This window comes from Agromyces archimandritae (assembly GCF_018024495.1).
GTDB lineage: Bacteria > Actinomycetota > Actinomycetes > Actinomycetales > Microbacteriaceae > Agromyces > Agromyces archimandritae.
This window is the reverse complement of record NZ_CP071696.1, coordinates 2509141-2532169: the sequence shown is the minus strand read 5'-3', so window position 1 is coordinate 2532169 and position 23029 is coordinate 2509141. Positions and strand designations below refer to the sequence as shown.

Sequence of the window (23029 nt, the reverse complement as noted above, 5' to 3'; positions counted from 1 at the left end):
GCCGCCCTCCCGATCGGCTCAGCCGATCAGCCGGTCATCAGAACAGCACCAGCAGATACTTCGTGTGGCTCTTCGCCGCCGCGACCGTGTCGGTGCCCGCGAAGGACGCCGTCACGCCGTGCAGACCCGAGCCGAGCTTCGGCAGCTTCACGCTCGCCTTGCCCTTCGCGTCGACCACCACCGGCACCTCGGTGCCGTTCACGGAGACCGTCACCTGCTGGCCCGCGACGTCGCCGCTCGAGGAGAGCGAGACCGTCGCCTTCACCGTGTTCCACGAGAACGCGATCGGCGTCGAGAGCTTCAGGTCCAGCTTCGCCGTGTGGGCGATGACCACCGCGGCCGACTCGGCCGACGCCGACGGCAGGCCCTCGGCGGATGCCGTGACCACGACGCTCAGCGAGGCGCCCGCGAGCTTCTTCGTCACCTGGAGCTTCGCCTGCTTCGCCCCCGGGATGTCGACCCCGTCGGCCTTCCACTGATACGCGAAACTCAGCCCCTCCGGCGTCCACTGCCCCGGCGTCGCCGTGAGCTTGGACCCGACCGCCGGCGTGCCCTCGATCGCCGGGGCGACCGTGTTGACCGGCGCGCCCGGCTCCGCGGCGGCACCCGAGGCGACCTCGACGAGCGTCGAACGCCCCGTGTCGCCGTAGTGCACGATGCCGAGATAGTCGGTCTCGGGGGTCAGACCCGACCAGTTCGCGGTGTACGAGACCGGTTCGCCCTGCGTGGTGGTCAGCGCCGCGGGATCCGTCTGGAACGAGCCTTCGCCCGCGCCCGGCGTCACCTCGAACGTCGTGAAGTCCCACGCCGTGGCGCCCGAGTACACGTCGACGAAGACGGCGTAGGTCGCCGCCGGCGGCGCCGGCAGATCCACCCGCTCGTCGGCCGAAGCCGTCGCCGACTGGTACAGCGCCACGGCCTGCCCGGCCGCGTTCAGCCGGTACACGAAGAGATCGAGATCGCTCGTGTCGTCGGCCGCGTCGAGGTCGAAGCGGGCGAACTCGACGCCCTCGCCGATCGTGACGTCGTAGCGGAACTCGTCGCCCGCCGTGCCCGAACCGCTGTCGCCGGCCTCGGGGTCGTCCGGGTTCGGGTGCAGGGTTCCGGCCGTCAGGCCCGAGGTCGCGAGCGGGATCTCCCCGTCGCTGCCCGGAACGACCTCGACGGCGACCTGGCCGTCGACGCCCTCGCCCGACACCGCATCCGGCGCGCTCAGCGCGACCGGCTGCACGACGATGGGGCTGCGCACCGTGTGCGTGCCGTCCGCCCAGGTGAGCGAACCCGTCGCGTACGCGTCCACAGCGGCCGTCGTGCGCTCGAAGGAGACCTGGTACGAGGCCGTCTCGCCCGCGGCGCCGAAGCTCAGCGTCGAGGGCGTGACCGTGGCCTCGATGCCCTCGAGCCCCTCGACCGAGACGGTGTAGTCACCGGCGGCGGTCGAGGTGACCGTGCGGGTCACCGTCTGCGGAGCCGTCAGCGAACCGATCGCGATCGAGGCGAGGTTCAGCTCGGTGCCCGTGATCGGCTCGAGCTCGGGGAACGTCGTCGGGTCGATGCCCTGCACGTAGCGCGCCCAGTCCTCGGGTCCGTTCAGGTACAGCAGGCCCGCGTCGAAGAAGCGGGTCGGGTCGACCTGACCGGCACCCTGCGCGAACGGATCCGTGACCCGGGCGCCGTCGCCGTCGACCGTGTCGCCGGCCGTCGTCATCATCGCCGACTTGATCTCGGCGGGCGTCGCGTTCGGACGCTCCCCGAGGTACAGGGCGGCCAGACCCGCGATGTGCGGTGCGGCCATCGAGGTGCCCGAGGCGAACATGAAGGTCGGCTCGGCACCCTCGGCGTTCGGGCCGTCGGCGAGGATCGCCACGCCCGGAGCCGCGATGTCGGGCTTCAGCAGGTTCGAGCCGTCGACCACGATCGGGCCGCGCGAGGAGAAGCCGGCGACCTGCGGGGTCGGCGGCGTGTAGTCCGTCGTGTTGTCGGGCGTGAACGTGGCCGTCGCACCCTCGGTCGCCGCATACGCGTAGGCGACGTCCCAGTACCGGTCTTCGAGGTGGATCGTCGGCACGCTGTGCTCGTCGGTGTCGATCGAGCCGGGCGTGCTGTTGACGAGCAGCGTTCCGATGCCGCCGGCTCGGGCGACCTCGGCCGACTTGGCGACGCGGTCGTAGACGCCGCGCTCGCAGAGCACGATCTTGCCGGTCGCCTTGGCCGGGTCCAGCGACCCCGGCGCGCACAGCAGCGCGTCGGCCGCATCCTCGAAGGTGTCGAGCTTGGCGAGATCGGCGCGCACGAGCTCGCCGCTGAGCGGCTCCTCGAGCGTGCGGTCCACCGTGATCGACGCGCCCGCGACGGCGGTGCCGTCTCCGAAGGTGGCCGTGGCCTCGTAGCTCGGGATCGTCGACGCCGCGACGGTCGTGATCCACGGCGCCGCGTTGTCCACGGTGGATGCCGTGGGGCCGTCGTTGCCGGCCGACGCCGAGACGAACACGCCGGCGGCCGCGGCGTTGAAGTATGCCTGGTCGCTCAGCTCGATCGTCGAGGTCGCCCCGCCGCCGCCGATGGAGTAGTTGATGACGTCCACGCCGTCGGAGACGGCTGCGTCGATCGCCGCGAGGATGTCGGTCATCGAGCAACCGTCATCGGTCGTGACCGTCGGGTCCGGACCGGTCCAGCAGACCTTGTACATGGCGACCTTCGCCGCGGGCGCGACGCCCGAGATCGTGCCGTAGTCCACGCCCGAGATCGCAGCGGGCACGCCGTTGTTGCCGGCGGCCGTCGAGGCGGTGTGCGAACCGTGGCCGTCGCCGTCGCGCGGCGAGACGTACTCGCCGAGCTCGACGCCGCCGAGGCGGTCCTCGCCGAAGCCGTCGACGAAGTAGCGCGCACCGACGATCTTCGTCGAGCAGTCGTCGGCGGCGAACTGCTCGCCCTCGACGCACACGCCCGTGAAGGTGTTGCCGTCGGCCTTCTCGAAGACGATCGAGTCGCCGTCGAGGTACGGGTCCGCGCCAGGCTCGGTACCGAGCGGCTCACCCGCGAACGACGGGTTCTCGGGGGCGATGCCCGTGTCGAGCACGCCGACCACGACGCCCTCGCCGGCCTGCTCCACGCCGCCGATCGACTCCCACACGCCGCCCTCGCCCTCGAGGCCGAGGAACTCGGTCGAGGGGGTCGCCGTCGTGTGCAGCAGCTCGTCGGGCACGAGGGTCTGCACGCGCTTGTCGCGCGCGAGACCCGCCGCCTGCTCGGCGTCGAGGTTCGCCGCGAAGGCGTTCAGCGTCAGCGTGTACGAGGCCGACACGTCGGCGCCGACGGCGCCTGCGACGTCCTCCTGCTGCGCGGCGAGGTAGTCCGTGTACTTCTCGACCGGCGCGGCCTGCGCGTCCAGCTGCTCCTCGGGTGCGGGCGCGGTCGCCTCGAACCCGGCGACGCCGCCCTCGTAGACCGCGGCGGGCTGCTCGTCGAGCACGACGATGTACCGCCCATCGGCGAAGTCGACCGCTGCGGCCGGTGCGGCCTCCTCGGCCGACGCCGGTGCGGCGAAGCCGACCACCGCCGCGGAAACGAAGACGGCACCGCTGAGCGTTGCCGCCGCGATGCCGTGGAGTCCGGCGGCCCCTGGCCGCCCTCTCCGGAATGTGTTCACGAACGCCTCCATCCCTGCAGAAAGCCCCGTACGGGGGCCACGATGGCTCCGAACCTATCGCAGGGTGGCACACGGTGAACAGTGGATGTTCACGCAGGATTCATGCATGTTTCGCACAATTCGCGCGTGGTTCCGTCGGGTGCGTCAGCGGGCCGGCAGTGCCATCCCGGCATCCACCGGCGCCTCGCGACGATCCAGCCGTCCGCCGATCGCCCGCAGCGCCGCGAGGATCGTCGCCAGATCCACGAGCTCCTGGATGATCGCACCGGCCGTCGCCGGGATGAAGCCGAACGCGGCGACGATCATCAGCAGGATGCTCACGATGATGCCGAGCCAGATCGACTGCAGGGCGATCCGCACCGTATCGCGGCCGACCTCGACCGCCCGCGCCACCCGCGAGATGTCGTCGACGAGGATCACCGCCCCAGCCGACTCGCTGGCCGCCGTCGCCCCCTTCGCCCCCATCGCGATGCCCACATCGGCCGCGGCCAGCACCGGGGCGTCGTTCACGCCGTCGCCGACCATGATCACCGGCCGCTCGGTGATCGAGGCCACCTCGTGCACCTTGTCGGCCGGCAGGCACTCCGCCCGCACCCGCGTGATCCCGAGCTCGGCGGCGATGTGATCGGCCGTCGCCTGCGCATCGCCGGTCAGCATCATCGTCTCGCCGATGCCGAGCTCCCCGAGCCGGGCGAGCATCGCCTTCGCATTCGGCCGCAGCTCGTCGGCGGCCAGCAGCGCACCCGCGAAACGACCGCCGACGCCCACGTAGATCGCCAGCTCGCCCGGGGCGATCTCGGTGCGCCGCGCCCCCGAGGCGTGCTCGGCGACGAAACGGAACTTGCCGACGACGACCTCCTCGCCGCCGATCCGGGCGACGACGCCGTTCGTGGCCTGCTCGCTCGCCGACTCCGCCTCCTCCAGCTCGACCCCGCGATCCTCGGCCGCATCGATCATCGCCTGCGCCAGCACATGCGAGGAGTACTGCTCCGCGCTCGCGACGAGCCCGAGCAGGCCGGCCTCGTCGAAGCCCGGCTCGGGCCGCACATGCGTGAGCCGGGGCCGGCCCATCGTCAGCGTGCCCGTCTTGTCGAACACCGCCGTCTTCGCCGCGTTCAACTGCTCGAGCACCCCGCCGCCCTTCACGATCACGCCGTTGCGGGCCGCCCGGCTCATACCGCCGATGAACGCCACCGGCGCGGCGATCAGCAGCGGGCAGGGCGTGGCGAGCACGAGCACCTCCGCGAAGCGCACCGGGTCGCCCGAGACCGCCCACGCCACCCCCGCAAGCACCAGCGAGAACACCGTGAACGGCACCGCATACCGGTCGGCGAGGCGCACCGTCGGCGCCTTCGACGCGCTCGCCTCCGCCACGAGCGCCACGATCTGCTGGTACTGACTGTCGCCGGCCACCCGCGTCGCCCGCACCCGCACCGCCTGCGGCCCGTTCACCGAGCCCGACAGCAGCGCATCGCCGGCATGCTTCTCCACCGGCGTCGACTCGCCCGTGATCGACGACTCGTCGATCGCCGTCTCATCCGAGAGCAGCTCGGCATCCACCGGCACGATCTCGGACGGCCGCACCAGCAGCTCGTCGCCGACGACGACCTCGTCGACCGGCACGTCCCGGATGTCCTCGCCCTTCAGCCGGTGCGCCCGCTGCGGCGCCCGGGTGAGCAGGGCGTCCAGCTCGCGCTTGGCGCGCTGGTTCGCATAATCCTCGAGCGCCGCACCGCCCGTCAGCATGAGCACCACGACGAGGGCCGCGATGTACTCGCCGACCACCACCGTCGCCACGATCGCCGTGACCGCGAGCACGTCCAGCCCGAAATGCCCGTGGATCATGTCGCGCACCATGCCGACCGCCTGCCACGCGGCCACGGCCAGCGAGAACACGCTGAACAGCCACGGCACGACCGCCCCCGCACCCGTGAGCGCCAGCACGATGCCGGCCAGCCCGACGAGGATCGTGACCGCGACGATCCAGTAGCGCTTCAGCATCCCCCAGACCTTCCCCATAGGGCCAGTCTGCCCGACGCCCGCCGCCGAAACGCGAAAGCGGGGCGGATGCCGACACGCATCCGCCCCGCTCGGGAACCGCCCTTACGCGCCGATGCGCGCCTTCAGGTTGTTCGCCAGGGTCTCGAGGAACTCCTCGGTCGTCTGGTAGCCCTGCTCGGGGCCGACGAGGAGCGCGAGGTCCTTCGTCATCGCACCCGACTCGACCGTCGTGATGACGACGTCCTCGAGGGTCGCGGCGAAGTCGATGAGCTCCTGGTTGCCGTCGAGCTTGCCGCGGTGCGCGAGGCCGCGCGTCCAGGCGAAGATCGAGGCGATCGGGTTCGTCGAGGTCGGCTTGCCCTGCTGGTGCTGGCGGTAGTGGCGCGTGACCGTGCCGTGGGCCGCTTCGGCCTCGACGATCTTGCCGTCCGGGGTGGAGAGCACCGAGGTCATCAGGCCGAGCGAGCCGAAGCCCTGCGCGACGGTGTCGGACTGCACGTCGCCGTCGTAGTTCTTGCAGGCCCAGACGTAGCCGCCCTCCCACTTCATGGCCGAGGCGACCATGTCGTCGATGAGGCGGTGCTCGTACGTGAGGCCGGCGGCCTCGAACTGCTCCTTGAACTCGGCGTCGAAGATCTCCTGGAAGATGTCCTTGAAGCGGCCGTCGTAGGCCTTCAGGATCGTGTTCTTCGTCGACAGGTACACCGGGTAGTTGCGCGAGAGGCCGTAGTTCAGCGAGGCGCGCGCGAAGTCGCGGATCGAGGCGTCGAGGTTGTACTGCACCTGCGCGATGCCGTCGCCCGGCGCCTGGTAGACCTCGAACTTCTGCGGCTCGCCGCCGTCCGTCGGGGTGAACTCGACGGTGAGGGTGCCCTCGCCGGCGAAGCGGAAGTCGGTGGCGCGGTACTGGTCGCCGAAGGCGTGGCGGCCGATGATGATCGGCTTGTTCCAGCCAGGGACCAGGCGCGGGATGTTCGAGATGATGATCGGCTCGCGGAAGATGACGCCGCCGAGGATGTTGCGGATCGTGCCGTTCGGCGACTTCCACATCTTCTTCAGGCCGAATTCCTCGACGCGGGCCTCGTCGGGGGTGATCGTCGCGCACTTGACGCCGACGCCGTGCTTCTGGATCGCGTGCGCGGCGTCGATCGTGATCTGGTCGTCGGTCTCGTCGCGCTTCTGGATGGAGAGGTCGTAGTACTCGAGGTCCACGTCCACGTACGGGTGGATCAGCGTGTCCTTGATGGCCTGCCAGATGATGCGGGTCATCTCGTCGCCGTCGAGCTCGACGACGGTGCCTTCAACCTTGATTTTGGACAAGAGGGTGTCTCCTTGGGATGCGGATTTCTGGGAGGCCGTGGGCGCCGGCATCCCGGGTCTCCGCGGGTGCGCGCACGCCGCGAGCCAGTCTAGCCCGTCCACGCCGATATCTCGACGTCGAGACAGTTCGGGGGTGGATGCCGCGGGCAGCCGAGCCCGCAGCTACCCTCTTCGGCGAGCACCGGGTTAGCCTTGCTGCATGGCTGAGCTGACCCTGGAAGAGCTGAACGCATCGAACGTCGCCGCGGCGAACGGACTCACGCTGAAGCCCGGCCAGGAGCAGTTCATCATGCCCGTGACCTACGCGGCCGAGACCACCGTGCTCTCCCCCGAGGCGCAGTGGCAGCGCGTCGCCCGCGACGGCGAGCACGTCGTCGGCTTCATCCACGGCAACTTCGACGCCGAGAACGAGCACGAGGAATTCCGCGCCTGCATCTGGCGCATCAACGTCGACGCCGAGGCGCAGGGCCAGGGCGTCGGCCGCTTCCTCACCGCCTCCCTCGCCGAAGAGGCCAAGCACCGCGGCTTCGACCGCATCACCGTCATGTGGGAGCCCGGCGTCGCCGGCCCCGAGGCCTTCTTCCACCGCATCGGCTTCATCGACATCGGCGAGAGCGCCTACGGCGACGTCATCGGCGCGCTCGAACTCTGACGCCTCCGTGGCCGGCGGTGTGCGGATGCCCGGGCGCGGTGCGCCCGGCGGGGCGCCCGGCACGGGCGCGCCCGCGGGGGCTTCCGGCGGCACCGCCCCGGGCGACTTCGGCGGGCTCGTGCTCGAACTCGTCGCCGACATCCCGCCCGGGTGCGTGCTGAGCTACGGCGACGTCGCCGCGATGCTCGGCTCGCGCGCCGCACGCGCCGTCGGCACCGTGATGGCCCGCTCGGGGGGCACGGTTCCCTGGTGGCGCGTCGTCCGCGCCGACGGCAGCCCGCCCGTCGGGCACGCCGAGCGCGCCCTCCCCCGCTACGAGGACGAGGGCACCCTGCTCCGCCCCGGCGGCCCCGCCGGCTACCGCATCGACCTCGCCGCCGCCCGCTGGCGCCGCTGAGCACCGCGCCCCCGGCATCCGCTCACCCCCGGCATCCACCGCCCTGCACATCCACCGCGCCCCGGCATCCACCGCCCGCATTTCCTGCGCAATGCAGGAAGCCGTACGGCGTGTCGCCGCGCCCATGCGGCGGAACGCCCCGCGACACGCGTGCACTCCTGCATTGCGCAGGGGGGACCCAGGGGAGGCGCCGCCCGCCGCACGCGCGACACGCGCGAAGAAGACACTCGAAATACGCACAGCCGACGCCAAGCTCTGCCATGATGCCGTGCATCCCCGTCCCCCCGTCCGGGGGGCATCCCGCTCCCGCACCACCGACACAACCGGAAATGAAGGAGAGCAACATGGCATACACGAAACGGGGGCGCCGACTCGGCAGAGCCCTCGCGATCGCCGCGGCGGCCGCACTGGCCGGCACGGTGATGGTCGGCCAGCCGGCGACGGCGCAGCCGGCCGATGACGGCACCGCCGCCGCATCCGGCTTCGCCGCGAACGCCAACCCGCAGGGCATCGACGTCTCGAACTGGCAGGGTTCGATCAACTGGACGAGCGTCCGGAACGCCGGCATCGAGTTCGCCTACATCAAGGCGACCGAGGGCACGAGCTACAAGGACCCGCGCTTCAACACCAACTACCCGAACGCGTACTACGCGGGCGTCATCCGCGGCGCGTACCACTTCGCGCTGCCGAACGTGTCCAGCGGCGCCACGCAGGCGAACTACTTCGTCAACAACGGCGGCGGCTGGTCGCGCGACAACCTCACCCTGCCCGGCGCCCTCGACATCGAGTGGAACCCGTACGGGGCGACCTGCTACGGCCTCTCGCAGACGGCGATGCGCAACTGGATCACCGACTTCTCGAACACGTACAAGTCGCGCACGGGCCGCGACCCGGTGATCTACACGGCCGCCTCCTGGTGGAACCAGTGCACCGGCAACTGGACGGGCCGCTCGGCGATCAACCCGCTGTGGGTGGCGCACTACACGACCGGCAGCCCGGCGATCCCGGCCGGCTGGGGCTTCTACACGATGTGGCAGTACACCTCGAGCGGAAGCGTCGCCGGCATCGCCGGCAACATCGACCGCAACGTCTTCAACGGCACGCGGGCCCGCCTGCTCGCGCTCGCGAACAACACTCCGTGAGGTCGGGGGGGGGCGGATGCCGGGGCGCGCGCCCGGGCATCCGCCCCGCTTCCATCCATCACCCCGAACCGAACGGAGCACACCCCATGAACGAGATCACCCGCCGCACCGCCCTCGCCGGCCTCGCCGCCGGAGCGGCCGTGCCGCTGCTCGGCGCCGCCGCCGTCCCCGCCCACGGGCCCGGGCACGGCCGAGGGCCGAAGGGCCCGCTCGTCGAGCAGCCGCGCATCTACTCCGGCGACGAATGGGGCGCCCGGCCCCCGTCGGCGACGCCGACCGTCGTGCACGCGCGGCCGAACAAGATCATCGTGCACCACACGGCGTTCCCGAACACCGCCGACCATTCGCTCGCGTACGCGTTCCAGAACTCGCGCGACATCCAGGACCTGCACATGGACCAGAACGGCTGGCTCGACTCGGGCCAGCACTTCACGAACAGCCAGGGCGGCTACCTCACCGAGGGCCGCGCCGGCAGCCTCGCGGCCCTGCAGCGAGGGCGATGGATGATCGAGAGCGCCCACACCGTCGGCCAGAACACGCAGTCCATCGGCATCGAGAACGACGGCAGCTACCACCTCGGCGCACCGGTGCCCGAGGAGCAGTGGGCCAGCCTCGTCCACTTCTGCGCGTACACGTGCCAGCAGTACGGCATCCCCGCCACCGAGATCTACGGGCACATGGACTTCAACGAGACCCTGTGCCCCGGCGGGCTGCACGATCGCCTGCCGGAGCTGCGCGAGCTCGTCGCGGGCCGGCTGCAGCGGCGCCGCTGAGCGCGCGCGCACCGTCGGGTGCGTGCCGCCGGCGGGCCGGCGCGGCATGGGCCGGGTGCGGATGCCCTGGGGCGACCCCGGGCATCCGCACCCGCATCTCACACGAGCGAGTCGCGCCAGGCCGCGTGCAGCTTCGCGAAGCGACCCGTGCCGCCGATGAGCTCGGCGGGGGCGCCGTCTTCGACGATGCGCCCGTGCTCCATGACGAGCACCCGGTCGGCGATCGCCACCGTCGACAGACGGTGCGCGATGATGACCGCGGTGCGGTCGGCGAGCAGGGTCTGCAGCGCCTCCTGCACGAGGCGTTCGCTCGGGATGTCGAGGGAACTGGTCGCCTCGTCGAGGATGAGCACCGCCGGGTTCGCGAGGAACGCCCGCGCGAAGGAGATGAGCTGCCGCTGCCCGGCGCTGACCCGCCCGCCGCGCTTGTTCACATCGGTGTCGTAGCCGTTCGGCAGCGACTCGATGAATGCGTGCGCGCCGACCGCCTTCGCCGCCGCGACGATCTCGTCGAAGGAGGCGTCCGGCCGGCCGAGGGCGATGTTGTCGGCGACGGTGCCCGAGAACAGGTACGCCTCCTGGGTGACCATGACGATCGCCCGCCTGAGGTCCTTCGGGTGCAGATCCCTGAGGTCCACCCCGTCGAGGGTGACGCGGCCGTCGCTCGGATCGTAGAAGCGGGAGATCAGCTTCGCGAGCGTCGACTTGCCGGCGCCGGTCGAGCCGACGAGCGCGATCGTCTGCCCGGCGGGGATATCCAGGTCGAAGTGGGGCAGGATGACCCGCTCCGGCGTGTATGCGAACTCGACGTCGTCGAAGCGGACGTGCCCCTCGGCCTTCCACAGGTCGACCGGCTTCACCGGGTCGGGCACGCTCGGTTCCTCCTCCAGCACGCCGGAGATCTTCTCGAGGGCGCTCGCGGCCGACTGGTACGAGTTGTAGAACATCGCGAGGTCTTCCATGGGGTCGAAGAAGCGGCGCGTGTACAGCACGGCCGCAAGCAGCGCCCCGATGGCGAGGCTCTCGTCGACGACGCGGAACGCGCCGAACAGCAGCACCGCGGCGATCGTGGTGTTGCCGATGAGCATGAGCCCCGGCTCGTAGGTGCCGAAGAGGCCGACGACCTTCGCATTGACGTCGCGGTAGTCCTCGACGACGCCGGCGAAGTCGCGCTCGTTGCGGCGCTCCTTGCGGAACGCCTTCACGGCGCGGATGCCGGTCATCGTCTCCACGAAGTGCACGATGAGCTTGGCCGACACGACCCGCGAGCGCCGGAACAGCACCTGCGAGCGCACCTGGAACCAGCGGGTGAGCATGAACAGCGGCACGAGGGCGACGGCGAGGATCAGCCCCGAAACGGGGTCCATCACGACGAGCATGACGGCCGTCATGCCCATGTACAGCAGGCCCTGCACGAGCGCGTTCACGCCCGAGTCGAGGAGTTCGCGGATCGAGTCGAGGTCGCTCGTCTGCCGCGAGATGATGCGCCCCGAGGTGTACGACTCGTGGAACTCGAGGCTGAGCTTCTGCGTGTGCAGGAAGACGCGCTTGCGCAGGTCGATCAGCACGGCCTGGCTGATGCGCGCCGAGAGGCGGATGTACCAGGCGATGAGAAAGCCGCCGACGAGGCCCGTGAGCAGATAGGCGCCGCCGGCGAAGGCGAGCGGGAACCAGTCCTGCTCCAGGAGCGCCGGCAGGCCCCGGTCGATGCCGTACGCGATGATCGCGGGGCCGGCGACCTGCCCGGCCGTCGAGATCAGCACGACGACGATCGTCAGCGCCAGGGTGGGCCTCATGGGCGACAGCAGCGAGCCGAGCAGCCGGAGCGAGCGGCGCCGGATGTGCCTGGACTCGGCCTTCGTGTATTCGTGGCGTTCTTCGCCCTGCACGCCGACGACGCTCATCGGGCCACCTCCTCGGTCTCGTCTTCGGTTTCGTCTTCGGTTTCGGCGCCCGTGGTGCGGATGCCGTCGTCGTCGCTGCGGCCGCGGCGCTCTTCGTCTTCGAGGCTCGAGATGACGAAGCGGTAGTGCTCGCTCTCGCGGAGCAGTTCGGAGTGCGTGCCGACCTCGGTGATCCGCCCGTCCTCGAGCAGGGCGACGCGGTCGGCGAGCATGACGGTCGAGGGCCGGTGGGCGACGATGAGCGCCGTGGTGGATGCGAGCACCTCGCGCAGCGCCTCTTCGACGAGCGCCTCGGTCTCGACGTCGAGCGCCGAGAGGGGGTCGTCGAGGACGAGCACGGCCGGGCTCGCGGCGACGGCGCGGGCGAGGGCGAGCCGTTGCCGCTGCCCGCCGGAGAGGCTCATGCCCTCCTCGCCGACCTTCGTGTCGAGCCCGTCGGGCAGTTCGTAGGCGAACCCGGCCTGCGCGATCGAGAGGGCTTCGGCGAGCACCCGGTCGGCCTCCTCGCGGCGGGCGTCGCCGTCGAACTCGGGGCGGCCGAGCAGCACGTTCTCGCGCACCGACGCCGAGAACAGCGTCGCATCCTCGAACGCCATCGCGATGTGCGTGCGGAGCTCGCCGCGGGTGAGGGCGCGGATGTCGACCCCGTCGATGGTGATCGCCCCGCCGGTGACGTCGTAGAGGCGCGTGGTGAGCGCCGTCAGCGTCGACTTGCCCGAGCCGGTGAGGCCGACGAGGGCCATCGTCTCGCCGGGCTCGAGTTCGAGTTCGATGCCGTCGAGGAGGTCGGGGGTGCCGGCCGGCGCGTCGGGGTAGCGGAAGTGCGCGTTCTCGAAGGCGAGGCGGCCGCTCGGCGAGCCGACCGTGCGGGGCTCGGCCGGGTCGGTGATGGTGTTCTCCGTCTTCATGACCTCGAAGAAGCGGTCGGTGGCGTTGCGGGCATCCACCGCGAAGGCGAGGAGGAAGCCGATCGACTCGATCGGCCAGGCCAGCGCCGTCGCCGTGCCGAAGAAGCGCAGGACCTCGCCGGCCGTGAGCAGCCCCTGCGCGGCGAGCCACACCGAGATCACGAGGCACAGCCCGAGCGCGACGGCCGGGATGATGAGCAGCCACGCCCAGATGTTCGAGTCGAGGCGGGCCTTCTCGATCTCGGTGCGGCGCAGCGTCTCGGCCTGCGCCGAGAAGGTGCTGAGGGCGTGCTTGCCGCGGCCGAAGGCCTTCAGCACGCGGATGCCGTGCACCGACTCCTCGACGGCGGTCGCGAGGTCCCCGGCCTGGTCCTGGCTCTGCCGGGACACGACCGAGTAGCGGCCCTCGAAGCGGTAGCCGATGACCCACAGCGGCACGCAGCAGAGGAAGAACACGAGCCCGAGCGCCCAGTTCATCGAGAGCAGGATGGCCAGGCCGACGACGATCGTGACGACGTTGACGACGATCATGACGAGGCCGAACGACATCCATCGGCGGATGCGGTTCAGGTCGCTGACGGCGCGCGAGAGCAGCTGGCCGCTCGGCCAGCGGTCGTGGAAGCTGACCGGCAGGTCCTGCAGCTTCGCGTACAGGGCGTTGCGCATGGTCGCCTCGACCTTCGTGCCCGGGGTGAGCACGAACCAGCGGCGGAGGGCGACCATGATCGCCTCGGCGGCGCCGATCGCGAACACGGCGAGGACGCCTGGCCAGATCATGGATGCGTCGCCGTCGGCGAGCGGGCCGTCGACGATCAGCTGCAGCACGAGCGGCATCGCCAGCGAGAAGAGCGCCGCCAGGAGCCCGGCGACCATGCCGAGGCCGAGGCGCGGCAGCGCGGGCCGCGCGTATTCGACGAGGCGCCAGAGCGACTGGGCGGCGTTCCGGCGCACGGGCGCCTCATCGGGATGGGGCGGGTGGGCGGGCATAGCGGGTCCTTTGCGAGAGGTGCGCCGTCGTCGATGCGTCGGGCGCGGAAACGTGGAAGAAGCGAGCCCGCGAGGAGCGCGGGCGTGCGGAGGCGAGGCGGGCCTCGCGGTGCGGATGCCGGGCGGTGCTACCGGACCGGGGCGTACCCGACGGAGCCGGCCGCGACGGCGCGGATGCCGCGGACGATCGGGCCCATCCCCGTGATCGTGTCTGCGTGCGTCATGGCTGCCTCCCGGTGTTCGTCCGTCATCCCCCGACCGGCGGCAAGCACTCCGCGCGGTCAGCCCTTCAGAATATGGCCAGGGAATAGTGGTGCGCAAGACCGGATGCGGAATAGGCTGACGAAGCTTCCGCCGACCCCGCGGGAGCGCTTCCGTCGGGCCGGTGCCGGCTCGTCGCACCCGAGGAGGTCGCGTGAGCGAACCGCGTCCGGGCCTCGCGAGGGCCCAGGCCCATGCCGGCGTGTTCGCGGCGTTCGCGGTCGTCGCGCTCGTGGTGACGGCGCTTTCGGGGGCGGTGCTCGGTGCGCTGGGCCCGAGCGGGGCCGCCGCGGTGCGGGAGTCCTTCGCGAACGCGGCGCCGGCCGATCGGGCCGCGCGCTGGCAGATCCGCGCCGCCGAGGACGCGGCCGGACAGGCCGAGGCGGCCGCGGCGATCCTCGACGAACGCCTCGGCGCGGTCGGCGTGCCGTGGCGGCGCGAGGTGACGACCTCGGCGGTGCGCGTCGACGACGCGAACGAGGCCGTCTTCCTGGCCGATGCGGCGTTCGCGGATCGTGCGCGGCTCGAATCGGGGTCGTGGCCGGCCCCGGGCGGGGGGTCGGGCGAGATCGAGGCGGCCGTGCACGCCGGCGCCCTCGAGGCTCTGGGCGTCACGGTCGGCGAGGTGCTGCACCCGGCCGAGGGCCCGGCGATCCGTATCGTCGGGGCGTGGATGCCGCTGGACGCCGCCGACCCCGTCTGGTTCGGCGATCCGCTCGCCGCGACCGGCGCATCCGGCACGCTCGCCGGCCCCTTCCTCGTCGCCGAGGACGCCCTGGCCGCGGTTCCGGCCGGCGCCTATGCGCGCTGGACGGCGCTGCCGGAGACCGAGCGGCTCGCCCCGGCGGATCTGGCCGGCATCCGCGAGGCGGTCGACTCGGTCGAAGCCCTCTTCCGCGCCGACCCAGCCGTCGGCACCGACGGCGTCACCGCGACCGGCGGGCTCTCGGCCGAACTGGCCGCGCTCGGCCGGGCGACGGCGGCCGTCGGCGCCCTGGCCCCCGTGCCGGTGCTGCTGCTGGCCGTCGCCGGCGCCCTCGCCGTGCAGCGCCTGACGGCCCTCCTCCTCGAATCCCGCGAGCGCGAAACCCTGCTGCTGCGGGCCCGCGGCGCCTCGGCCGGCTGGTTCACCGCCCACGCCCTGGCCGAGGCCCTGCTCGTCGCCGTGCCGGCCGCAGCCGCCGGCGGCGGCCTCGCGGCGGCCTTCCTCGCCCTCGCCGGCGGCGATGCGGCGGTCCTGCCGTCCGTGGCCGCGGCCACCGTCGCCGGCTGCGCCGCGATCGTCGCCGCCGCGACGTGGATCGACGCCCGCCGCCCCGCCGTCCGCGACGGCGGCGCCGCCTCCGGGCGCGTGCGCCGGGGCCTGGCCGCCGGCATCGCCGTCGTGCTCGCGGTGCTCACCGGGCTCGCGTTCCTGCGCTTCGCCCGCACCGGTTCACCGGTCGGGCCCGGAGGCACGATCGACCCGCTCGCAGTGGCCGCACCCGTGCTCGGGCTGCTCACGGCATCCGTCGCCGCCGTGCTCCTGCTTCCGCCGGCGGCCGCCGCCCTCGCCGGGCGGGCATCCCGTCGCGACGGCCTGCTGCCCGTGCTGCCGCTCAGGCAGCTCTCCCGCCGCGCATCCCTGCACCGTGCGGCCGTGCTGCTCACGGTGCTCGCCACCGGCGGAACGGTGCTCGCGGCATCCGTCGCGGGCACTTGGGCCGGCCTCGACCGGGCCGACACCCTGCTGCAGACCGGCGGCGAGGTGCGCGTCGACCTGCTCGGCGACCCGGGGTACGCCGGCGAAGACGAGCCGGCGGATCCGCTCGCCGGGCGCGAAGACGCCGACCGGGTCGCCCGCGCCCTGGTCGCCCCGGCCCGCGCCGGCTCGCTGCCGCTCGTCTTCGTCGCCGCCGACGGCATCGATGTCGCCGGTTCCGGCGGCGAGACCGGCGGGCGCCTGCCCGTGATCGTGACCGACGCCCTCGCCGAGGCCGTGGACGCCGAACCGGGCGACCCCGTCGATATCCGCCTGGCCGCCGGCGGCGGGGTGGTCGCCGCGGTCGTCGCCGAACGGCGCGCGACGCTCCCCCGTGTCGACGGCGCCGGGGCCGCCGTCGCCTACGACGACTTCGCGACGCACCAGACCGCCGCCGGCGAACGCGTGCCGCTGCCCGGCGAACGGTGGGTGGATGCCGAGGACCCGGCCGCCCTCGCGGCGGAGCTGAACCGGGAGCAGCCCGTCCCCCTCGTCGCCCGAGACCGGCAGGAGGCCTCCTCGGCGCCATTCACCGGCCCCGTCCTCGCGGCGCTCTTCGCCGGTGCGGCCGGCACCGCCGCCCTCGCCCTCCTCGGCCTCATCGCCCTCGGTGCCGCGCTCGCCCGCGAACGACACGCCGAAACGCTCGTGCTGCGCGCCGTCGGCCTGCCCGCACGCGCACAGGGCCGCTCCCGGGCGATCGAGCTCGGAGTCGCGTTCGCCGGCGCCGCCATCCTCGGCGTGGTCGCGGGCCTGGTCGTCTCGGCCGCGACGGCCGGCGGCCTCGCCCGGGCCGCCGTCGCCACGGCGCCCGCCGACCTCGCCGCCGCGCCCGGCTTCGCGTGGTGGCCGTGGCTGGCGATCACCGTCGTGTTCGCCGCTGCCGCGATCCTCGTCATCCGCACGGCATCCGCCCGCCTCTCCCGCGAAGCGGCCCGCCCAGGCATCCGCCCGGAGGAACCGTGACGCTCACCGACACCCGTCTGCTCGCCCGGCACCTGCGTTCGCGGGTGCTGGCCCCGGCCGCCCTCGCCCTCCTCGTCGCCGTCGCCTGCGCGCTGGCCGTCGCCGCCCCGCGCTGGGCCGCCGCAGTGCACGACGACGCCCTGCGCGCACGCCTCGAAGCCGCCCCGGCCCGCACCCTCGACGTCACCGCCCGCACGAACGACCGGCTGCCCGGCGACACCGACGCGCTCGCCGCGGTCGCCGAACGCATGGACCGCATCCGTGCCGAGCTGCCCGAGCCCCTCCGCGGCGTGCTCCGCGACGCGCGCGCCGCCGAGTCGGCCGGCCCGTACCCGGTCGCCCTCGCCGACCCGGCCGCGAGCGGTGCGAGCTACCGCGTGCTGCCGACCTTCGTCGGCGGCATCCGCGACGAGGTGCGCTTCGACGAGGGCCGGGCGCCCGCGCCCGTCGAGCGGGTGGATGCCGGCGACACGATCGACGTCGCGCTCTCGACCACGGCGGCCGGGCAGATGGACTGGGAGGTCGGCGAGGTGCGGCGGCTCGAACTGCCCTCGGGCGGGCACGGCATCCGCCTGAGCGGCACCTGGTCGCCCGTCGACACCGACGCCGATGTCTGGAGCCACGTGCTCTCGGCCCTCCAAGCGAACGTCGTCGAGGGGCTCGCGGCCCCCGAATACACGGCGACCGTGCTCCTCGACGAGACGAGCTGGCCGGCGTTCATCGACCTGCCCGGCGCGGTCGAGCTGACCGCCTGGTACCCGGTCGACCCGGCCGCGGTGACCGCCGGCGAGGGCCCGGCCCTCATCCGGCAGCTCGGCGAGTTCACGAGCGTCGCCCAGTCGCTCGGGCCCGGCAGCGCCTCGAACGGGCTGTACTTCCTCGTCAGCGGCGTCGAGTTCGAAAGCGGGCTCGGCCAGGCTCTGCGGCAGGCCGGCGATGCGGCCGCGGCGATGGATGCCGTGCTCGCGATGACCGCCTCGGGCCCCATCGGCGTGGTGGTCGCCGTGCTCGTCCTCGGCGCGCGCGTCGTGTTCGCCGGGCGCCGCTCCGCGCTCGAACTCGCCGCCGCACGCGGCGCGTCCCCGGCGGTGCTGCGCACCGTGCTCGCCGTCGACGGCCTCGCGATCGGCGTGCCGGCGGCGCTCGTCGGCGGACTCGCCGGCCTCGCCGCAACACCCGTCGACGTCGGCCCCGCCGGGTGGATCCTCGTCGCCGTGTTCGCACTGACCCCTGCGGCCCTGCTCGTCAGCCGCACCGGATCCCTCAGCCCGCTGCGGCGCGGTCGCAGCGATCTCGGCGGCCCGGCGGGCGCCCGGACCGGGCGCGCCCGATGGGTGGCCGAACTGCTCCTCGTCGTCATCGCGGTCGCCGCCGCCGTGCTGCTGCTGCAGCGCGGCCTGCAGACCGGCGCCGCCGACCACGGCGTCGACCTCCTCGTCGCCGCCGTGCCGCTGCTGGCCGCCCTCGCCGTCTGCGTCGTCGTCCTCCGGCTCTACCCGGTGCCGCTTCGCCGCCTCGCCCGGGCCGCCGCCCGCGGGCGCGGCCTCGTCGCCGCCCTCGGTTCGACGCGCGCCCTGCGCGATCCGGGCGCAGGCCTGGCCCCCGTGCTCGCACTCGTCGTCGGCGTCGCCGTGGCCGTTTTCTCGGGCGTGCTGCTGTCGACGGTGCAGGCCGGCGTCGAACGCGCCTCGGCCGAACGCGTCGGCGCCGAGCTCCGCATCGAGGGCCCGGCGCTGCCGGCCGCGACCGTGGATGCCGTGCGCGCCGCCGACGGGGTGCGGGCGATCGCCCCCGTCTACGCCGTCTCGCCGACCCGGATGGGCGCAGAAGGCCGCAACACGACGACGAACGTCGTCGTCGTCGACGTCGCCGAACTCGCCGCCGTGCAGGCCGGTTTCGCAGGCCGGCTCGAACTGCCGGCCGCCCTCACCGCCTCCGAGGACGAGGCCGGCGGCCTGCCGGCGCTCGTCTCGGGGGCCGTCGACGCCTTCCTCGGCGGCGCCGACGATGCGCGGCTCGACGGGCATCCGCTCGCCGTCGTCGGCGTGCACGACGGCGTCGTGCCCTTCACCGACCGGCCCAGCTGGGTCCTCATCGACCGCGCCGACGCCGACGGCATCGTCTCCACCCTCGTGCCCGACACGATCCTCGTCGCCCTCGACCCCGACGCCGACGCCGACGAGGTCGCCGCCCGGCTCGCCCCGCTCGTGCCCGACTCGACGATCAGCACGCCCGAGGGCCGCTCCGAGGCGCTGCGCGCGAACCCCACCATCGACGGCGTCACCGTCGCACTCGTCGCCGCGATCGTGCTCACCAGCATCCTCTGTGCGATCGCCGTCGCCCTCACCCTCGTCATCGGCCGCGCCCCGCGCGAGCGCCTGCTGACCGTGCTCGGCACCCTCGGCATCCGCCGCCGCGAAAGCCGCGCCCTCGTGATGTGGGAGATCGCGCCCGTCGCCGTCGTCGCCGCCGTCTTCGGCGGGCTCCTCGGCGCCGGCCTGCCCTTCATCGTGCTCGCGGGTGTGGATCTCACACCCTTCACCGGCGGCACCGTGCAGCCGCAGGTCGCCGCCGACCCGCTCATCATGGCCGGCGTCCTCGGCGCCTTCGTCGTCGCCGTCGCCGCCGCGACCTGGATCGCCGTGCGCTTCACACGCCGTGCGGGGCTCGCACACGCCCTGCGCGAAGAGGAGGAAGGATGACGGGTATGGAATCGCCGGTCGTCGAATGCACCGACCTCGTCCGCATCTTCACCGCGGAGGGCGTCGAGGTGCAGGCTCTGCAGGGTCTCACCCTGCGCATCGGACGTGGCGAGCTCGTCGCCGTCGTCGGCGCCTCCGGATCGGGCAAATCGACGCTGCTCACGATCCTCTCGGGCCTCGACGTGCCCACCGCCGGATCCGCCCGCGTCGCCGGGCACGACCTGGCCGCCATGGGCGGTCGCGAACGCGTCGACTACCAGCGGCACGTCGTCGGTTTCGTCTGGCAGCAGACGGCACGCAACCTGCTGCCCTACCTCACCGCCGCCCAGAACGTCGCCATGGCGATGGCCGTCGCCCGCACCCGCCGCGGCGCCGCCCGCACCGCACGCGTCGCCGAACTGCTCGAGCTCCTCGAGGTCGCCGAGTTGGCCGAGCGGATGCCGGCCGAGCTCTCCGGCGGGCAGCAGCAGCGCGTCGCGATCGCCGTCGCCCTCGCCAACGAACCCGAGGTGCTCCTCGCCGACGAACCCACCGGCGAACTCGACGAGGAGACGAGCGCGAGCGTGCTCGAAGCCATGCGGCACGTCAACCGCACCCTCGGCGTCACCACCCTCATCGTCACCCACGACCCCACCGTCTCCGAACATGTCGCCCGCACCGTGCAGATCCGCGACGGGCGCACCTCGACCGAGGTGCTGCGATCCACCCGCCTCGACGAACACGGCCGCGAGGAGCACATCGCCGAGGAGTTCGCCGTGCTCGACCGCGTCGGCCGCATGCAGCTGCCGCACGACTTCATGCAGAGCCTCGAGCTGCGGGATCGCGTGCGCCTCGCCCTCGAGGCCGACCACGTCGGCGTGTGGCCCGGGCACGAGGGCGCCGGCGCGGCCGATCGCGGCGCACCGCCACCCGGCCGCGGCGCGCCCGGCCACGGCGCGCCCGATCCCGGCCGCGGCGCGCCCGGCCCCGGCGCACCCGCGCATCCGCCCGCCACCGATTCGGAGATCGCCGCCGATTCGGATGCATCCGGTGATATCCATCCGAATCCGTGGCGATCTCCGAAAACGCGGCACGCGGGCGGGGCGGGGCAGGGGGCGGGTGCGGGTGCGCCGGGGCATCCACCCGCAGAGGATGCTCCGGGGCATCCACCCGCAGAGGATGCTCCAGGGCATCCACCCGAGGACGCGGACGAGGAGGAGACGAGATGAGCGCGGTCGAGGCGATCGGGGTCTCGCGCGTGTTCGCGACCGCCGCCGGCGAGGTGCGCGCCGTCGACGACGTCTCCCTCGCCGTCTCGCCCGGCGAACTGCTCGCCGTCACCGGGCCCTCCGGCGCCGGCAAGACCACCCTGCTGAACCTGCTCGGCGGCCTCGACCGCCCCACCGCCGGCCGCGTCGAACTCGCCGGCATCGACCTCGGCTCGCTCGACGAGGACGCCCTCGCCGAACTGCGCCGCGAACGGCTCGGCTACGTGTTCCAGTCCTTCGGCCTCATCCCCGTACTCTCGGCCGCCGAGAACGTCGAGGTGCCGCTCCGGCTCCGCCGCACGCCCCCGGCCGAACGCGATGCCCGCGTCGCCGAAGTCCTCGGGCTCGTCGGCCTCGCCGACCACGCCGCGCAACGCCCCTACGAACTCTCGGGCGGGCAGCAGCAGCGCGTCGGCATCGCCCGGGCCCTCGCCGCCTCACCGCAACTGCTGCTCGCCGACGAACCCACCGGGCAACTCGACAGCGGAACCGCCGCCACCGTCATGGACCTCATCGGCGACCTCGTGCACAGTCAGGGCGTCGCCGCCGTCGTCTCCACCCATGATCCGGCGCTCGTCTCGCGCGCCGACCGCGTCCTCGAGCTGCGCGACGGGCGCGCCGTCGCGATCGCGTGAGCACCGAGCTCGCACCGTGCGGTGTGGATGCCGGCGGCGGCGCGCCCCGGCATCCACACCCGAGCAGAGCTCAGCGCACGCGCACCGAGAGGCAGGTCACGCAGCCCTCGAGCTTCTCGAACTCCGAGATGTCGACCGTGACGACCCGGTAGCCGAGGCCCGAGACCAGCTCGGCGGTCTTCGGAGCCGACGCCGACATGAGCAGCGTGTCGTCGGAGAGGTGCACGACGGCCACGCCGGCACGCTCCGGCACCGCGAGGAACTCGCCGAACATCGCCGGGTCGACGAGCTCGGGGTCGCCGATGACCGAGCCATCGGGCAGCGCGGTCGCCGCGGACTTCAGGTGCAACGCCCCGCGGACCGGCACCCCGATGACGCGATAGCCGTGCGGGGCGAGGATCGCGCGCAGCTGACGGATGCCCTCTGCGTTCGTGCGCGAGGAGGCACCGACGTAGACGGTGTCGTCGACCTTGAGGACGTCGCCGCCGTCGAGGGTTCCGGGCTCGGCGATGCGGCGCACGCTGAGACCCGGGATCGCCTCGATCGTCGCCTCGACGCCGGCGATCTCTCCGCGCCGCGACTCCGCCCCGGGCCGGGTGAGCACCGCCAGATCGCCGAAGAGCACCACGGCATCCTCGACGAACACCGAATCGGCCAGATCCGGTGCCGCATCGACCTCGAGCGTGTCCCACCCCTCGGCGATGAGCGCCGCGCAATAGTTGTCCCACTGCCGGTCGGCGAGCGCCTCGTCGACCGGAGCCCGCTCGAGATGCGTCAGCTCGCCCTCGGCGAGATTGGATGCCGGGATGCGCACGAGCGCGAGCCGCCGTGCCGGCGCGGGCGGCGCATACCGCAGCACGCCGTCCAGCACCCGCGGAGCCAGCAGCATCTGCCCGAGGGTCGCCGTGATGATGAACACGAGGTTCACGCTCACGAGCGAGCCGACCACGAAGACGAATGCGTTGCCGTTCAGCGGGCCGCCGGCCGAGACCGTGAGGATCGTCGACAGCAGCGCGGCGAGCACCGCCGAGGTGAGCGCCGTGATGCCGCCGAGGAACCACCGCCTCGTCGCCCCCGCCGCGTTCGCGACGGCCAGCAGGGCCGCCAGCAGCACGGCGGCCACCCCGAAGTGCCCGGCGAGCTGCGCGATCACCTCGGGGTTCTGCCCGTTCCCGACGAAGAACGCGAGCAGGGCGACGGCGAACGCGAGCGCCGCGACCGCGACGGCGGCGGTCCCGATGGCGAAGATGCGGCGGCCGGTCGTCGGAACCGGGGTGAAACGGGCGGTACGCGGCCGGGCGGGCATCGTCATGGAACGAGCCTACCGGCGGGCGGCGGGGCCGCGCCCCGCGGGCACCGCGCCCGCTCGGGCGCGCCCCGCGCACCCCACCGCCCCGATCCACCCGCCGCGCCCCGCCGTCCCGCCCCGATCCGCGCAACCCTCTGCGCAATGCAGGAACGTGCACGGCGTGTCGCACCGCCCATGCGGCAGAACCCCCCGCGACACGCGCGCGCTCCTGCATTGCGCAGGACTCACGGCCGCGAACCCCTGCACGGATGCCGGATCCACCCGAGCCCTACGCCGATCCACCCGGCCCGCCATCTCGATCCGCCGATGCACCCGTCCGGTCCACCCGCCCCCGATCTGCACACCCCTCTGCGCAATGCAGGAACGTGCACGGCGTGTCGCACCGCCCACGCGGCAGAACCCCCCGCGACACGCGCGCACTCCTGCATTGCGCAG

General features: G+C 73.0%; 13 protein-coding genes and 1 pseudogene. 8 read left to right on the top strand and 6 right to left on the bottom strand.

Annotation, left to right across the window (positions count from 1 at the left end; genetic code table 11):
* Window positions 1–37 precede the first annotated feature (37 nt).
* From G127AT_RS11500 to G127AT_RS11490, 3 genes are all read right to left on the bottom strand, one after another.
* The gene (locus G127AT_RS11500) at window positions 38–3649 is read right to left on the bottom strand and encodes a S8 family serine peptidase (protein ID WP_244857551.1); all 3612 of its coding nucleotides are present in this window, start codon (window positions 3647–3649) and stop codon (window positions 38–40) included.
* Window positions 3650–3793: 144 nt separating this feature from the next.
* Window positions 3794–5668, bottom strand: coding sequence for a heavy metal translocating P-type ATPase (locus G127AT_RS11495; protein WP_210897008.1), 1875 nt, complete (start codon window positions 5666–5668; stop codon window positions 3794–3796).
* An 84-nt stretch (window positions 5669–5752) separates the two neighbouring features.
* On the bottom strand, window positions 5753–6970 hold the full coding sequence (locus G127AT_RS11490) for an NADP-dependent isocitrate dehydrogenase (RefSeq protein ID WP_210897006.1): 1218 nt from the start codon (window positions 6968–6970) through the stop codon (window positions 5753–5755).
* A 199-nt stretch (window positions 6971–7169) separates the two neighbouring features.
* Between G127AT_RS11490 and G127AT_RS11485 the strand changes: the two genes are divergently transcribed.
* The 4 genes from G127AT_RS11485 to G127AT_RS11470 all read left to right on the top strand — a co-directional run bounded on the left by G127AT_RS11485 (window position 7170) and on the right by G127AT_RS11470 (window position 9934).
* Window positions 7170–7622, top strand: a complete 453-nt coding sequence (locus G127AT_RS11485; protein ID WP_210897004.1) for a GNAT family N-acetyltransferase — start codon at window positions 7170–7172, stop codon at window positions 7620–7622.
* 25 nt (window positions 7623–7647) lie between these two features.
* Window positions 7648–8019 (top strand): MGMT family protein, encoded by a 372-nt coding sequence (locus G127AT_RS11480; RefSeq protein WP_210897002.1) that lies wholly within the window; start codon window positions 7648–7650, stop codon window positions 8017–8019.
* Window positions 8020–8363: 344 nt separating this feature from the next.
* Window positions 8364–9161, top strand: a complete 798-nt coding sequence (locus G127AT_RS11475) for a lysozyme (RefSeq protein ID WP_244857550.1) — start codon at window positions 8364–8366, stop codon at window positions 9159–9161.
* An 86-nt stretch (window positions 9162–9247) separates the two neighbouring features.
* Window positions 9248–9934: a peptidoglycan recognition protein family protein gene (locus tag G127AT_RS11470; protein WP_210896998.1), complete on the top strand. Its 687-nt coding sequence runs from the start codon at window positions 9248–9250 to the stop codon at window positions 9932–9934.
* Window positions 9935–10032: 98 nt separating this feature from the next.
* On the opposite strand, the gene G127AT_RS11465 is transcribed toward G127AT_RS11470, so the two are convergent.
* Together G127AT_RS11465 and G127AT_RS11460 are read right to left on the bottom strand one after the other, a co-directional pair.
* Window positions 10033–11838 carry an ABC transporter ATP-binding protein gene (locus G127AT_RS11465; RefSeq protein WP_210896996.1) on the bottom strand — a complete coding sequence of 602 codons (1806 nt, stop codon included), beginning with the start codon at window positions 11836–11838 and terminating at the stop codon, window positions 10033–10035.
* Window positions 11835–13733 (bottom strand): ABC transporter ATP-binding protein, encoded by a 1899-nt coding sequence (locus tag G127AT_RS11460; RefSeq protein ID WP_210896994.1) that lies wholly within the window; start codon window positions 13731–13733, stop codon window positions 11835–11837. The genes G127AT_RS11465 and G127AT_RS11460 overlap by 4 nt, the downstream gene beginning before the upstream one ends.
* 415 nt (window positions 13734–14148) lie before the next feature.
* On the opposite strand from G127AT_RS11460, the gene G127AT_RS11455 reads away from it, so the two are divergent.
* From G127AT_RS11455 to G127AT_RS11440, 4 genes and pseudogenes are all read left to right on the top strand, one after another.
* Window positions 14149–16701 carry a hypothetical protein gene (locus tag G127AT_RS11455; protein WP_210896992.1) on the top strand — a complete coding sequence of 851 codons (2553 nt, stop codon included), beginning with the start codon at window positions 14149–14151 and terminating at the stop codon, window positions 16699–16701.
* Window positions 16698–19403 carry an FtsX-like permease family protein gene (locus G127AT_RS11450; RefSeq protein WP_210896990.1) on the top strand — a complete coding sequence of 902 codons (2706 nt, stop codon included), beginning with the start codon at window positions 16698–16700 and terminating at the stop codon, window positions 19401–19403. The genes G127AT_RS11455 and G127AT_RS11450 overlap by 4 nt, the downstream gene beginning before the upstream one ends.
* A pseudogene (locus tag G127AT_RS11445) lies at window positions 19400–20276 on the top strand (ABC transporter ATP-binding protein); the annotation flags it as partial. The gene G127AT_RS11450 and the pseudogene G127AT_RS11445, both read left to right, overlap by 4 nt.
* A gap of 331 nt (window positions 20277–20607) precedes the next feature.
* Entirely contained in the window at window positions 20608–21285 is a 678-nt protein-coding gene (locus G127AT_RS11440; RefSeq protein ID WP_210896986.1) for an ABC transporter ATP-binding protein, read from the top strand.
* Window positions 21286–21355: 70 nt separating this feature from the next.
* Here G127AT_RS11440 and ddaH read toward each other — a convergent pair whose 3' ends face one another.
* Window positions 21356–22597 carry a dimethylargininase gene (gene ddaH / locus G127AT_RS11435; RefSeq protein ID WP_280527561.1) on the bottom strand — a complete coding sequence of 414 codons (1242 nt, stop codon included), beginning with the start codon at window positions 22595–22597 and terminating at the stop codon, window positions 21356–21358.
* Between the last annotated feature and the right edge of the window lie 432 nt (window positions 22598–23029).